10 protein-coding genes are annotated in these 14,836 nt (G+C 41.9%); 6 read left to right on the top strand and 4 right to left on the bottom strand.

What is annotated here, in order from left to right; all coding sequences use genetic code 11:
* The first annotated feature begins 152 nt into the window (after positions 1-152).
* A complete protein-coding gene (locus tag C2869_RS18215) occupies positions 153-839 on the top strand; it encodes a glycine-rich domain-containing protein (RefSeq protein WP_108604292.1) in 687 nt (228 codons plus the stop codon).
* A 74-nt stretch (positions 840-913) separates the two neighbouring features.
* Here C2869_RS18215 and C2869_RS18220 read toward each other — a convergent pair whose 3' ends face one another.
* Positions 914-3,862 carry a TolB family protein gene (locus tag C2869_RS18220; RefSeq protein WP_108604293.1) on the bottom strand — a complete coding sequence of 983 codons (2,949 nt, stop codon included), beginning with the start codon at positions 3,860-3,862 and terminating at the stop codon, positions 914-916.
* Between the two features lie 196 nt (positions 3,863-4,058).
* On the opposite strand from C2869_RS18220, the gene htpX reads away from it, so the two are divergent.
* Positions 4,059-4,934, top strand: a complete 876-nt coding sequence (htpX, locus tag C2869_RS18225; protein WP_108604294.1) for a protease HtpX — start codon at positions 4,059-4,061, stop codon at positions 4,932-4,934.
* A 44-nt stretch (positions 4,935-4,978) separates the two neighbouring features.
* On the opposite strand, the gene C2869_RS18230 is transcribed toward htpX, so the two are convergent.
* Positions 4,979-5,239: a DUF5062 family protein gene (locus C2869_RS18230; protein ID WP_108604295.1), complete on the bottom strand. Its 261-nt coding sequence runs from the start codon at positions 5,237-5,239 to the stop codon at positions 4,979-4,981.
* A 19-nt stretch (positions 5,240-5,258) separates the two neighbouring features.
* Entirely contained in the window at positions 5,259-5,705 is a 447-nt protein-coding gene (locus C2869_RS18235) for an FKBP-type peptidyl-prolyl cis-trans isomerase (protein ID WP_329604278.1), read from the bottom strand.
* A 185-nt stretch (positions 5,706-5,890) separates the two neighbouring features.
* Between C2869_RS18235 and C2869_RS18240 the strand changes: the two genes are divergently transcribed.
* Positions 5,891-6,889 (top strand): aldo/keto reductase, encoded by a 999-nt coding sequence (locus tag C2869_RS18240; protein WP_108604296.1) that lies wholly within the window; start codon positions 5,891-5,893, stop codon positions 6,887-6,889.
* 70 nt (positions 6,890-6,959) lie between these two features.
* Here C2869_RS18240 and C2869_RS18245 read toward each other — a convergent pair whose 3' ends face one another.
* Complete coding sequence (locus tag C2869_RS18245; RefSeq protein WP_108604297.1) at positions 6,960-8,207, bottom strand: glycoside hydrolase family 117 protein; 1,248 nt, start codon at positions 8,205-8,207, stop codon at positions 6,960-6,962.
* 271 nt (positions 8,208-8,478) lie between these two features.
* On the opposite strand from C2869_RS18245, the gene C2869_RS18250 reads away from it, so the two are divergent.
* From C2869_RS18250 to C2869_RS18260, 3 genes are all read left to right on the top strand, one after another.
* Positions 8,479-11,097 (top strand): glycoside hydrolase family 2 TIM barrel-domain containing protein, encoded by a 2,619-nt coding sequence (locus C2869_RS18250; RefSeq protein ID WP_108604298.1) that lies wholly within the window; start codon positions 8,479-8,481, stop codon positions 11,095-11,097.
* A gap of 103 nt (positions 11,098-11,200) precedes the next feature.
* Entirely contained in the window at positions 11,201-13,510 is a 2,310-nt protein-coding gene (locus C2869_RS18255; protein WP_108604299.1) for a hypothetical protein, read from the top strand.
* 271 nt (positions 13,511-13,781) lie between these two features.
* Positions 13,782-14,438, top strand: a complete 657-nt coding sequence (locus tag C2869_RS18260; protein ID WP_108604300.1) for a hypothetical protein — start codon at positions 13,782-13,784, stop codon at positions 14,436-14,438.
* Positions 14,439-14,836: the final 398 nt, after the last annotated feature.

The raw sequence follows: 14,836 nt of genomic DNA on the forward strand, positions 1-14,836 counted from the left end.
ACTCATGTTTTTAGAGTCGACTAGTAATATACCCCTTAAAAATAAAATAACCCCCCTAAAACGATGACACTAACGTTCGATTAGGTTATTCGTTAGCATTTCGCCCTAACTCAAGTACACTCATTAAAGGCTTATGTAACGGAAGATAATCAATGAGTATTAGTCAAATAATAATAGGCTTAATGGTGCTATTAATTGTTGGTTTAATTATAAAAGGGGTTAAAAATCACCGGCGCTACCACAGCATTAAACAACGTAAAGACTTTATTAATAGCTATTCATTTCCCGACGCAATTAACAGCAAGCTGAAAAGCAAATACTCGTTTTTAAGCGAAAAAGACTTAAGCCAAGTGCAACAAGGGTTACGAGACTGGTTTTATGTGTGTAATGCAGCTTGTAACAAGCCAGTGTCTATGCCGTCTCAAGTAGTGGATGATGCGTGGCACGAGTTTATTCTGTATACCAAACTATATGCAAAGTTTTGCCAAGGGGCATTTGGTCAATTTTTACATCACACTCCCGCCGAAGCGATGCTATCGCCAACCAAAGCACAACAAGGGATCAAACGCGCTTGGCGTATTGCCTGTAAACGCGACAAAATCAACCCACATAAGCCAAGTCGCTTACCCTTATTGTTCGCGATTGATAAACAATTAAATATTCCTAACGGCTTTTACTACAGCAAAAACTGCACGCGCAGCAAAAACAACGAACAGTGCGCTAACAGCATCAGTTGTAGTAGTTGCAATACAGGTTGCGATGGCTATATGGATAGCGCAGATAGTAGCAGTACTAGCGATAGTGGCAGTGGCTGTAGCAGTTGTGGTGGCGGAGACTAACCCGCTGTATTGATAGCACTACATGGAAATCCCTACATGAAAAGCTCAGCCACTAGATGATCAATTCACGCGCTTTACCAGCGGTGAAAAAAGCTTAACCACAATTGGTTTTCATCTTGCCCAATTTGCGGTAATACCCGCGCCAATCCATAGTTGATATTCAAGCCAACTAAGCTCGGTAAACCAAAATTAAACTGCTTATTACCGGCTAAACCAAAACTGTCTATAACATGTGTTAGCTTATGTCTTTGACTAAAAGCCGATATTTCGCCAAGCGCGACCGTTAATTTTAGGTTTTGATATTTATTGCCTTGTAAACTCATAAAAGGCAACTCTGGGGCTAATATTCGGTTTAACTGCTGGTGAGGCGCAATTAAGTTAGAGGCTGCACCACCTAAGCTGAGTAAGGTTAAGTCGTCATCCGGTGAACGATATTGCTGTTGATAACTTAAGTGGGTTTTTACTCGACGCCACTGGCCAAACAAACTCAAGTTAGCGTCATAACCTTGCCAGTCGACACTGTCTGTGTTGCCTTGATACACAGCCAATTCGCTGCGCTGTCTTATACGCCATGTATTCGCTCGATAATGCCATGCATAGTTGCCAGAAACACGCGCCGCTTGTGTATCCCTATTGGTGGTATCTTGCTCAAATTGCTGCCAAAAGTATTTAGCCTGCCAACCATAATCATGCTGACCATTAATAATCTGCTGACTTGCAGATACAACAACCCCAGTCTCTGTTATCTGACCAGCTATTGCACTCGTATTCGAGTTAGCTCTCACTAATTCTGAGCCTTGGTTATCTGGGTGCATCTGCCAGTAATAGCCATGAGCATTAATATCAACCGGCATAGTCCGCCACTTCAAGTTGCCGCTCACACCTTGTAAACCTTGCTGTTTACTACTTTGTGTCGCGTTGATCTGCCAGTCTAATCGTTGCAATAAATCAACATTGCGATAACCAATTTCGCTTAAATGATAGCTTGCCCAATTAACCGTAGCCGCTAACATGACACTGCCTTCTCTAACCCCTAAACCGTAATCCTGAATATTGCCTTCTATTGCTGTAGCGCTAGCCATGGCCTTAGGCATGACATGCTGCCTATCAACATTGGCTAATTCAACGCCCTGCTCTGCTTTGCCAAGTACGCTGGTGACAGCGAGCGTTGGTAGGTCAAGTGCGACTATGTCTTGCCCTGTACTCTTGCGAGCAAAAGCCAGTAGCGTATTGTCATTTAACTGTGTTGGCCAATGTAAATCTAAATCGCCACTGGTTAATTGCTCTACCTGCTGGCTTTGCACATTCACTCGAAACAATTTGGTTAAGCTTTGCTGACTGGCTGTAAAGTAAATTGCTTGGCCGTCTAAACTCCACTGCGGATAAGATAAAAACTGACTACTGTGCGGCAAAGGTATTGCGGCGTGCTGATTGGTGACTCGATCAAACCAATACAATTGCCATTTATTGTTTAGTTCAAACTTTAAGTAAGCCAATTTTGTGTTATCTGGGCTTAACTGAGGAAAATCATACACGCGCCCTAGCTGTTTATCTGTAATAACACTGACCCTAGTTGATGCAAGATCTGTCACTGAGTTAGCGTGTAAATCAATATTAAACGCTATGATCTGCGAATAGCCTTGTGTCGCTTGCTCAGCAAATAGGGTTATTGAATGCGGCTCTTTCTCATCTTCATTAGCTGAATTAATCACATCAAACCGTCGAATATTAAACCCTAACGTATGCTGCTTTACCTCGTCGGTGTTGATATTCCAAGAATATATATCCGTCGTATTATGCGCTTTTTTAACTCGTGACAGGGCGGTAAATAATAATGTTTGGTTATCTAACCATACGGGGTTAGATATTCCCCAATAGCTAACACTGGGTAAACTCGCCTTTTGTTGGCGTTTAAACACTTCGGGCGCCACGTCTGCTATATCAAGTGGGTCTCGCTTTAATAATTGTTCTTGTTGTTTAGCAAATTTTTCTTGCGCTTGCTGGTTGTCTTTAGTGTGAAAGACACTAAGTTGCCAAGTCTTTTTAACTCGGTTTAGCAAGGCAATAAACTCACCACTAGGGCTAATAGCGGGGGAATGTGCCGCTTGATTTAAATCTAACCACAACTTAGCTGGTGTTTTATCTAACTCTTGATGACGAGCCAACGTTTTTTGCGTATAAGCCACAACAAATTTACGATATAACTGTTGGGCAGATGCGTTATAAACACCTTTAAAGGCTTGATCAAAATTACGCTTTTTAACTGCTACGGAACGCGTCCAAACATGATCTAGCTTATCAGCGCCATATTCTTGCTCTAGCCAATACATAAACCGCGCCCCAACAATATAAGCAAACGATCCTGCCATGTAGCGGTGATCTCGAGCATTTAACTCGCGATACTGTGGAAAAGCTCCCTCTACGGTTAATTGGCTTAAAAAAGCGTCCATATTGTCATCAAATAAACGTCCGCGTCCTGTCAATTTAGATTCCATCAAGGTCGCATAACCTTCGGCAACCCAACGCGGCATGCCAGACTGACTGACATCAAATAAATCCCAAGCTCGGCGTAACTTATCTAACCATTTATTGCGACTTGGTTGACCTAGATGCACCAAGTGCACATATTCATGAACAGTTAATAATTGTTGCCAGCTTGGTGCATTAGACAAGGAATTCGATTGAGGTGGCGTAACAAATAATGTCATTAAAGGGCGATAAGAAGGTGAAATAGCAAAGCCATTCGCTTGGTTATTGTTCTCGATTACCAGCACTTGCACCTTGGGAGTTAACTGCCTATTTTGTTGTTTTAATAGCAAAGCGTGAGCAGACTCTAATTCTTTGCCCGCAATGATCGCCCAATCACGCAGTGGAGCAGTAAAATGAATAATAAAATGAGAAGTTTCATAGGTTTGCCACTGGTTATCTTCATTTAATGCTAGTTGAGTGGCGCTAACATTGGCGCTAAAAAAACAGGCAAACAAAAGCAAAAAAACAATACGCAGTTGGCGATAAAGAAACATATATAAGCATCCTATTTAAATTATTATGGTTCCGACGCTGCTATATAGGCTTTATACGAATAGGCTGTCAATCCAATACGACAAATTGATTCTATGAATAGATGAATTTGTGCCAAAAAATTCATCAACTGCCTATTGAATCGCCGGCAATTAGACATATTATGTCGATAATAAAGATGATTTTTGCGGAGCAAATATGAAACGTGTCATTTTATTTCTATTAACCAATATCGCGGTGATGGTCACCTTAAGTATTGTGTTGAGTATTTTGTTTGCTGTTTTGGGCATAAATAACCAAAGTACGGGTGGCTTGTTATTAATGGCCGGCGTATTTGGTTTTGGTGGCGCTTTTATCTCGTTACTCATGTCTAAATGGATAGCAAAACGTTCAACTGGGGCTTATGTTATTGAGCAGCCACGTAACGCGACCGAACGCTGGTTGGTTGATACGGTGCGTCGTCAAGCGCAGCGCGCCGAAATCGGCATGCCAGAAGTGGCGATCTTTGACTCGCCAGAAATGAATGCGTTTGCCACAGGTGCTAATAAAAACAATGCCTTAGTTGCCGTTAGTACTGGCCTACTAGACAATATGGATCAAGACGAAGCCGAAGCCGTGCTTGGTCACGAAGTTAGCCATATTGCCAATGGTGACATGGTAACCTTAACCCTGATCCAAGGCGTGGTTAATACCTTTGTTATCTTTTTAGCCAGAATAGTAGCCGGCATTATTAGCAACGCAACGCGTGGTAATAATAGTGATAACTCAGCCGTTGGTGGTTTTGCTTACTATGCGATTGTATTTGTGCTGGAAATTCTGTTCGGCATTTTAGCCAGCATGGTAGTGGCTTGGTTTTCGCGCCAGCGTGAATACCGTGCCGATGTTGGCGGCGCAAACTTGGCCAGTCGTCAAGGTATGATAGGCGCACTGGAAAAACTCAAGTACTCACAGGAAAGCCGCTTAGAAGGTTCCATGATGGCGTTTGGCATTAATAACCGCTCGCGTTTAGCCAGTTTATTTGCCAGCCACCCGCCGCTAGATGAGCGCATTCGCGCATTAAAAAGTGATAGTTAACTTGAAGCAACATAGCCTGCAAGGATGCAGGCTATGTAGTTAGGCTATTTTAAAAGCGGATGATCAGCTGGTAGCTTTTTCATGATCCATGCGACTAGGCGCTTTTTAATATTTAAGGTGTTTTCTTGATCTTCCGGCAATGCCACAATCAACTTATCTTGCACAAATAAACGATAAATACATTCAATTTTTTGGTCGGCTGAATCAGTCGGGCCAAAGGCTTTATAACCACGATTAGCGGCGTAAGATTGCCCAACCTGTAGGGCTTTTTTGAGTAATTCCTTTTCATTTTTGACTTTTTTCATCTTGTTCCCGACCTTGTTATTATTGGGTTATTTTCATTAAACGTAAATCAATTTGCATTACCGCATTAGGGCCTATCTTACTGCCATTACCTTTTTTACCCCAAGCTAATTCTGGCGGGATCACAAACTCATAACGACTACCCAACGCCATCAGCAACAAACCTTCTTGTAAACCTGGAATAGCCTCAGCAATAGTAAATTCATCGGGTAATCCGGCTTTATAGGTATCGGCAATACAAGTGCCATCAGCTAATAATATGCGCTGATTGACCACAACCGTGTCATCAAATGTCGCAAATTGTCCATCGGCGTCTTCAATTATCCGATACATTAACCCAGAGTCTAAGGTGACAACATCATTTTTATTTTGGTAACGAGTTAAAAACTCTTCGGTATTTTTACGATTAGCTCCTGCTGATCCCTTTGATGTTTTTTTGGTTTTGCCTTTTGCCATAGTCATCTTCATTTGTTTTTGCTAAGTAGCAATTATACCAATAAAGCCAAGTAAATCAGAACCCAAGACACCGCCAGCAACAAACTAATGATTGCTCATCAGTGAAATTACAAGTATGATTCTTATAATTTATATATACAAAATGTCATTTTCAATTACGGAATTGGCTAAATAACCATCACAGAATTAGTTGAATTATGCGTGTCGAACTTCCCAAAATTATCTTTGGTACCAGTAGTTTAGGTAACTTATTTGTCGAGCTTGAAAGCGATGTTAAGAATGAATTAGTCAAAGCGGCTGTTGAAAATAGTCCGGGCGAAACCTTGTTCGATAGTGCGGGTAAGTACGGTGCCGGCTTAGCATTAGAGTCGTTAGCTGCGGGGTTAAAGGCATTAAATGTTGCGCCCGATCAAGTAAAAATCAGTAATAAACTAGGCTGGAAGCGCGTACCATTAACAACGGATGAACCCACCTTTGAACCCGGAGCTTGGATAAACCTCAAACACGATGCGGTGCAAGATATTTCCTATCAAGGTATTTTAGATTGCTATGAACAAGGCAACGAACTCCTTGGCGAATATCAAGCGCAGATTGTCTCTGTGCATGATCCTGATGAATATTTAGCCGCAGCAACAGACGACGCCGATTTAGCTAAACGCAAACAAGACGTTTTAGATGCTTATAAAGCATTAATGGCATTACGTGATGCCGGTAAAGTTGAGTCTGTTGGTGTAGGTGCCAAAGATGTCAGTGTTATTGACTTTATTAGTGATCATGTGCAACTAGACTGGGCTATGTTTGCCTGTTCGGTCACGCCATACACTCATGCTCAATCAACGTTAGACTTACTCAAAAAGCTTAAATCACAAGGTGTCGTGGTGATTAATTCTGCTGTATTTAACGCAGGATTTTTATTGGGCAGCGACAACTTTGATTACAAAAAAGTTAGTCGTGCTAGCCATGCAGATTTGTATATCTGGCGTGATAAATTTCATGCCCTGTGTGACGAATTTAATATTACCCCTGCTCAAGCTTGTGTGCAGTTCTCGTTTCAATTTGAGCCTATCGTCGCCATTGCTTTAAGCTCAAGCTCGCCAAAACGGGTCAAAAGCAATATCGATTTAGCTGAAGCGCAAGTGCCAGCAGAGTTTTGGCAAGCGATGAAAAATGCCAGGTTAATCAGCTGCGGCCTGTGATTTTATCAAGCACTTCTTAATAAAATGGCCGCATATAGCGGCCATTTTTAGTTTTTTACCACATTTTAAATCACTTTTTCTTTTTAACAAACTCGCCGTTGTTAGTTTTCGCTCTAAATGAAAAACGCGTAATGTAGTTGTCGCCTTGCAACCAAGATTGCCCCGGTTTTACCACGTACTGATGCGATAATCCCCACTGTAGCGCCGCGGTTGGCGAATCATCCGACTCTAATGTTTCAACTAAGCCGAGTGCACTTGGTACATTATCCACATAAGACATAATCTCAAAATTGATACCGTCTTTGGCGTACTGTAATGTTTCTTTTTCAGGGCCATCTTTACAAGAAACCATGGCGATCCCGCCCTTATAATGCCATACCGCAAGCTCATGGCCACTATGGGTAATCGGATTATACGGCGACTTTATGTAAGGTCCTTCTGGTTTGTCAGCAATGGCGACACCCCAACGAATTTCACGACCGCCCATAGTCACTTTTTCACCTTTACGCTCACCCTTGTAATACAGGTAAAACTTGTCGTTAAAATACATTAATGTCGGATCATGTACTTTGTGACTGTCCCATTCGCCTTGCGATTTAATCATAAAGCGATTGTCTTCTTCACCTAACCATTCGCCGGTATCACTCGGGCTTAAAATGGGTTTATCAAGTTTTTGCCATGGGCCATGCGGGTTATCCGCAATTGCCATCCCGACTTCATTGTATGTGCGGTTTAAATAAGGCGCTTTGATAGTTTGATAAACCAAGTAATACTTACCTTGATGGCGTAATATTTCTGGCGTGAAAACGGATCTGTCATCATATTCACCTGGCTCACCTCGCCCTACTGCTAAGCCTTGTTCTTCCCAATGCCAACCATCTTTAGAGGTGGCATACCAAACTTCTGATTTATCCCACGGGAATACCTTTAATTCGGGATCGCCAGTACCGAAACCATGACCTGGACCATGCGTTTTGGTATACCAAGTGTAATACAAGCCATCGATAAATAAGACTTTGGTTGGATCACGACGAATAACACCTGGCTCGTATTCAAAATCTCCGGTTAACTTTTGTACCGAAAACAAGCCAAACCATTCCGCATTTTTATGATAGTTGCGCTGTAACGCGCGTTTAGATGCGGCACTTAAATACTGCGGATCTTTAATACCTAAGTAGTCAAAATCAGCTTGGGTAAAATTGGATAAATCCAATTCGTCATTACTGGCATTGTTATCTGGCGAACTGGGTTGCTGACAGCCAGCAAGAACACCTGCTAGTACTGCCAACACAAGCGTGTTTTTTGTTTTTAATGTCATTCTCTTTCCATCTCGTATTTGTGTATTCATACCTATAATAATTTTTTACTTAACAGCTCACTCACCGCCATAAGTTAACCATTAACAATAAAACATAAGATTGTATTTTTTTGTTTACAATCAACAGTAAATATCATTTAATATTTGAATATTCAAGTTTATATACACATATTAACATAATAGTGCAATTAATCAGCACATTGTTAACATTTTCCTTTAGATATAATCGTTAACATTTAATTGAGTTCAAAAATAGACAGGAACAATTTAAGTGCGATCACTCATTATAGTTACGCTTATTACAACCGTTATTTTCGGTTGTTCAAAACAACAGCCGAGTCACGATGTTGTTAATGACAAAGTGCAAAGCAAAGCTTTAGCTCGCCAATCACCCCAACAGATAGGGAATTTTAATCAGGCTTGGTTATTTAACTTAGCAGACGATAAAGCCTATTCGACAGTTCAGCTAGATGATAAAAATTGGCGAGCATTATCACTACCGCACGACTGGTCAATAGAACAAGACTTCGATCAAAAGTGGAACGGTGCAACAGGTTATTTACCGGGCGGTATAGCATGGTATCGCAAACACTTTAAAACCCCAGGCGACCTTCAAGAGCAACTGTTTGTGCTTAACTTTGATGGTATTTATAACCATTCCACTATTTGGTTAAACGGCGTTAAAATAGGTGGCGAAGTTAATGGCTACACACCATTTAATCTTGAACTCAATCCGCATTTAAAGCCTGAAGGACAAAACAACGTACTCGCTATTCGGGTCGATCACAGTCGTTATATTGATAGTCGTTGGTATACTGGTTCTGGGATCTATCGTGATGTCACCCTTTACCGCTTTAATAAATTGCATATTCCCGTTTGGGGCACCTATGTCACCACACCTAAAGTCACTCACGATACGGCGGATATCAATCTAGCCATTGAGCTCAGTAACCAGCACAACCTAGCGCAATCGTTTAAAGTGATAACGGATATTATCGATCCCAATCAGCAAGTTGTCGCGACACAAAGCCAAGTTTTAACCTTGCAGCCAAAACAACAACAAACCATTGAGCAACATTTTACCTTAAGCACAGTGCAACTATGGGATACCAGCACCCCAAATCTTTACACCGCACACAGCCGCATTGTTAAAGATCAGCAAACAATCGGCAGCCGAGATACCCGTTTTGGTTTACGGTTTTTAGAATTTAATCCTGATAAAGGCTTTTTCTTAAACGGCCAACACACGTTAATTAAAGGCGTTAATTTGCATCACGATGCAGGTTTAGTCGGTGTGGCCGTTCCTGACGATGTTTGGCGCCGCCGCTTAACACGACTCAAACAAGCTGGGGTTAATGCCATTCGTACTGCACATAACCCCGCCTCGGCGCGTTTTCTGGAATTATGCGACGAGATGGGCTTGCTGGTTCAAGCTGAAATATTTGATGAATGGGATAACCCAAAAGATAAGCGCTTAAATCAGCAAGAAAGGCACGACGATTATATCAGCCGCGGCTATGCCGATTGGTTTCAAACTCATGCCGAAGCTGACCTAAAAGCAGCCATGAAACGCGACCGTAATCACCCGTCCATTATTATGTGGAGTATAGGTAATGAAATTGAATGGACCTATCCACGTTATAAGCAGGCTACGGGTTATTTTGACATGAACGCTGCGGGTAACTACTTTTTCAATCCTCCATTTATCAGCCCAGAAGAAATCAAACAACGCTTTCACAATAGTGAAGAAGGCCAATATGTTTTAGCCAAAACCGCGAAAAAACTATCCAATTGGGTAAAACAAATGGATACAACGCGACCTGTCACCGCCAACCTTATTTTACCTTCTGTCAGCCATATATCCGGTTATACCGATGCCCTCGATATTATTGGCTACAGTTATCGCCGCGTTATTTATGACTATGGTTACAAACTGTTCCCCGGCAAAATGGTAATGGGCCATGAAAACGTTCCGCAATGGCATGAATGGCAAGCCGTTATCGAGCGTCCGTTCGTGGCGGGTACATTTTTATGGACAGGCACGGATTATTTAGGTGAATCACATAAGCGCTGGCCAACAAAAGCAGTGCGCAGTGGCTTATTAAACCTAGCCGGATTTGAAAACCCCAGCTATCACATGTTTAAAAGCTTGTGGAATAATGAACCCCATATCCACCTCACTACTCAAACGCTTGACAAGTCTCCCTATAAATTAGAGGCCAACAAAGTCGTCGAGAAAAAACCGGGCGCATGGCAGCAATATGTTTGGTATTGGTACGATGTCAATCAGCATTGGAATTACCAAGCGCAACAAATGACAGTGGTAGAAGCTTATACAAATTGTCAACAGGTTGAGCTATTTAGCAATGGTCAATCGCTAGGCGTTCAAACGTTACAAGACAACGCAGACCATATTCTTAAATGGGCTGTGCCCTATCAAGCCGGTCAACTCACCGCGAAAGGCTTAGGCAACTGCCAAACTACCACTGAATTGCACACTGCCAGCGAAGTTAGCACAACCCGTGTTCAATTAGACAAAAATCAAATTGCAGTCGATCAAAACCAAGTGGTTCACATTGATATGCAACTGGTTGACGCCAAAGGCCATGCGGTAACACATAAAGAGCACGAGCTAACTGTCACTGTATCGCCAGAACTGCACTTATTAGGCACTGACAATGGCCGGCCCGACGCTATCACTAATTACAAAGCTAATACATTACCAACCTATCAAGGTCGTGCATTAGCGATTGTCACGGGTATTAAACCGGGAACGGCAACGGTCAAGATCTCGGGGCCAAACATAGCAACACAAATGGTAAAAATTAATGTGATTTCCTCCTCGGCAAGCCAAGGAAATTCACAACAAGCAAGGCTAGGAAGCCACTAATAAGATCCGCGGCGATGCAACTTGCCGATGGGCACTCGCCCATAGGCAACTATGCTGGTACGGGATCACTCAAACATCAACATAAACGAGAGAATTAAGAGAAATGTCCAAATCCAGTATTCAGCACTTTGCCTTATCCGCAAGTGCATTTGCCTTACTCATCGCCTGCGGCGGTGGGGGATCAACAACAGCGCCAGATACCAACAACCCACCGGCGCAAAAAGACACAACGCCTAATAGTTTTAAATTTACCGATCAAGTCGATGTGCCTATTGGCCAAGCGATTGAGTCGAATACCCTGACGATTGGCGGCATCAATAGTGCAACAGCGATTAGTGTTAGCGGTGGTGAATTTAAAATTGACAATGGTAGCTACCAAACCAGTGCGGCTACCATTGAGTCGGGTAGCAAGGTGACTGTGCGCGGTATATCTAGCAATCAATATCAAACTAGCAGCAAAGTGACGCTGACGATTGGCGGCGTGAGTGATAGTTTTGATTTAACCACAATAGCAAAACCACCCTCAGCGTTAACGGTCGATGTCAATTTAGACATACGCCATATTAAAGGCGGGCAATCAGAATTTGATCGCAGTAAATTTATCACCATCCATGCGCAAAATGATGATAGAGAATGGCCTGATCACGCCACTCGAGACAAATTTTTGGAAGACTACGACGTTTATTTTGGCCGCACCAATGGCGCGTTACCTTGGCAATTAACTCGCTTAAAAGCCAAGGCCACCAATGGTATTCCGTTGCAAGATGACATCATTAAATATGGCAACGAAATGCGCTCTTGGTATAAAAATCGCCCAGACGCCCACAAACATGAGCACCGCATGGCCAATATGATGTATGGCGGCCAACCCAGTATGTACCCAATAAAAGAGCATGGCTTAACCTGTAAAGCAGACTGTAAAGCCAACGACTGGTTAGCTGGTTATGAAGCATTAGGAGATTATTATTCCGACTTTTTAACTCATTATTTTGGTCAAGGCGGAACATCTGGCCACCTTAAACCGAAAATCATTGAAGTATTAAACGAACCTTTTGTGCATTCTGGCGATGTACAATCGACCAATGCCAATATCTCGCGATTACATTCTGTTGTGGCTAAAGCTATTCATGAAGATCACCCTGATGTCAAAGTCGGCGGTTTTACTGCGGCTTATCCTCAGCATGAAGCAGGTAATTTTGCCCAGTGGGATAATACATGGAAAACCTTCATTGATATTGCAGGTGATGATATGGATTTTTACTCTATCCATATTTACGACAACGCCGACGCAAACGGCGTGCACAAATATCGTGTTGGTGCGAATGCCGAAGCTATTCTGGATATGATTGAGCATTATAGCTATCTAAAAATTGGCGAAGTCAAACCTTGGGTAATCTCTGAGTTTGGTTATTTTAGCCCGCACGACACCAACAAGCGCCCCTACTCTAAACAAATAGACTGGTACAATGTGCGCTCATTTTCCACCTTTATGCTGAGTTTAATGGAACGCCAAGATCAAATCATCAGCGCGATCCCTTTTCATATTTTAAAAGCACTATGGTATGACGGCGATGGCATAGACGAGACAGGATATCGTTACGGCACGCGCTTATTTATTTTGCAAGAAGAGCTAGATGGCAGTAAAAATGTCGCCGATTCCGGCAACTGGATTTACTCTGAGATCCTAAAATTTTATCAATTATGGGCCGATGTTAAAGGTACGCGGGTCGACAGTCAGCCAAATGATATTGATATACTTGCCGATGCCTATGTCGATCAAGATACCTTGTATCTCGCCATGGCAAATTTAGATACAACCAACGCGCAAACTATTGCCTTAAATTTGGTCGGTGCCAACGGTGCTAACATTCAAGCAATCCAAGCGCGCCAAGTTTACTGGGACGCTAGCAACGAAACGCCAGTGTTTGACGAAAAAGCCTTAGACAAAAACAGCAAAAGCTATCAAGTCGAAGCCAACGCGACCGCCATCATTGCCGTTACATTTGATAAAAATATCGAAATAAATCAAACCAGTACTGAAAGCCGCTATTATGCTGACAAGTATAAACAAGCGATTACCAAGAACACGCCAATCAAATTTAATATCGATGCGGTGAGTAAAACAACATCACAGGGTGAAGCCGTATTGCGTATCGGCTTAGGTCGTGCCCATAACTTGTCACTGACCCCAACACTCATGGTAAATGGTACAACTGTCACTGTGCCAGATGATTTTCGCGGTTACGACCAAAAAGTCAGAGATAGCTTTTTTGGTGTTATAGAAGTCCCAGTGAGTTATGAGCTACTGCAACAAAACAACGAAATTGAGCTAACGTTTGATGATGCTTCAGGGTTTGTTACGAGTATGGTGTTACAGGTTTTTGAGCAATCAAAAACACCCACTCGTAGCTAGCATTTAATTTCACCCATTACAGGTAAACGGTTACAAAGCCTGCTGCATGTTGGCTTTGTAGCCTTTTCAAATTGGGCTCTCCCTTTGTTCTCTTCTCCAACTGTTCTCCTCTCCCTCCGTTCTCTATGGCTATAAATCGTCTCACTAATAGCGTCAAATAACTTTAAAAAATAGCAAATACCGAACTTTCATTAACAAATTTAAAACTTTACCAATACAATGTAATTTTATATTGTCAACAATATAACTATTAAGCTATTGGAAACTAAATATGTCTCAATTTAAAACATCCACTCTTATTGCTACTCTCGCTTGTGCTTTAATGACTGGCTGTAGCTCTACAGCTGACACTCAAGCCAACAAACAAACCGTTAATAAGCAACAAAAACAACAAGCAAAAAACAAAGCAGACAACAAGAAAAAGCAAGTTGCGAAAAAACAACAAAACAACAAAAAGGCTAAAAATTTACTGGCCTATGCTAACCCAGGGTTTGAACAAGCTATTGATCCTAAAATTCTGATCACCCGTAAAGATAAAGGTCAAGAAAATAAAGCAGAATTCGGTTTAATGAAAGAAGCCGCTAAAAGTGGCAAACAAGGTTTAGCCATCAGCCTCGAAGCTGGCAGCATGAAATTACAATACGGCATTTGGCGTTTACGTAATCAAATTGACCCAAGCAAAAAATACCGCTTTGCGATCGATGCAAACTTAGTAAAAGGTCATGCCGTTATGTTTAACCAAGCTGCCGGCTCACATTGGAAGCGTGCAGAAATAAAAAATCAAGACGGTTGGCAAGTTGTTAGCACCGTCATTGAAGGCGAGCACCTTAAAAAAGGTAAGCCGTTAGCTTTTCATATCGATACCATAAAAGGCAAAGAGCCAGGTGTTGTGTTGGTAGACAACGTTCGTTTGTTTGAGATCCAATAATTGATTTTAATAGCTAGTCACTGTTAGTGACTAGCTTTGGTTACTTATTAAATAAACTCCGCGTTTCATGAAGTCGATTATATATCGACAAACCTTGTGTTAGCCGAAATAAATTCGGCCCTACAATGAAATGGGTCTTTTATCTCGCACGCTTTTCTACTTAGATTGCTAATAAAAACGATCTGAACATGTCATAGCTTTTGTGTCGTAGTACTAGTCACTCTTAGTGACTAGCTTTGGTTATCACCGCCTTCGCCCTAAAGACGAAGATAAATTCCTAGGCTTCGCTGTAAAGCTGAAATCACACTAAATAAACCTTATCCCCACCTTAAAACCCCTTGATATAAGAGAAATAAATTATTCATAAAATAATTAGGGGATTATTTGGATTTTTAGCC

Source organism: Saccharobesus litoralis (assembly GCF_003063625.1).
GTDB classification, from domain to species: domain Bacteria; phylum Pseudomonadota; class Gammaproteobacteria; order Enterobacterales; family Alteromonadaceae; genus Saccharobesus; species Saccharobesus litoralis.

Coding starts and splice junctions, on each gene's coding strand:
- C2869_RS18255 (WP_108604299.1), top strand. CDS start 11,201: ATGTCCAAATCCAGTATTCAGCACTTTGCCTTATCCGCAAGTGCATTT.
- C2869_RS18235 (WP_329604278.1), bottom strand. CDS start 5,705: ATGAAGATGACTATGGCAAAAGGCAAAACCAAAAAAACATCAAAGGGA.
- C2869_RS18260 (WP_108604300.1), top strand. CDS start 13,782: ATGTCTCAATTTAAAACATCCACTCTTATTGCTACTCTCGCTTGTGCT.
- C2869_RS18245 (WP_108604297.1), bottom strand. CDS start 8,207: ATGACATTAAAAACAAAAAACACGCTTGTGTTGGCAGTACTAGCAGGT.
- C2869_RS18215 (WP_108604292.1), top strand. CDS start 153: ATGAGTATTAGTCAAATAATAATAGGCTTAATGGTGCTATTAATTGTT.
- C2869_RS18230 (WP_108604295.1), bottom strand. CDS start 5,239: ATGAAAAAAGTCAAAAATGAAAAGGAATTACTCAAAAAAGCCCTACAG.
- C2869_RS18240 (WP_108604296.1), top strand. CDS start 5,891: ATGCGTGTCGAACTTCCCAAAATTATCTTTGGTACCAGTAGTTTAGGT.
- htpX (WP_108604294.1), top strand. CDS start 4,059: ATGAAACGTGTCATTTTATTTCTATTAACCAATATCGCGGTGATGGTC.
- C2869_RS18220 (WP_108604293.1), bottom strand. CDS start 3,862: ATGTTTCTTTATCGCCAACTGCGTATTGTTTTTTTGCTTTTGTTTGCC.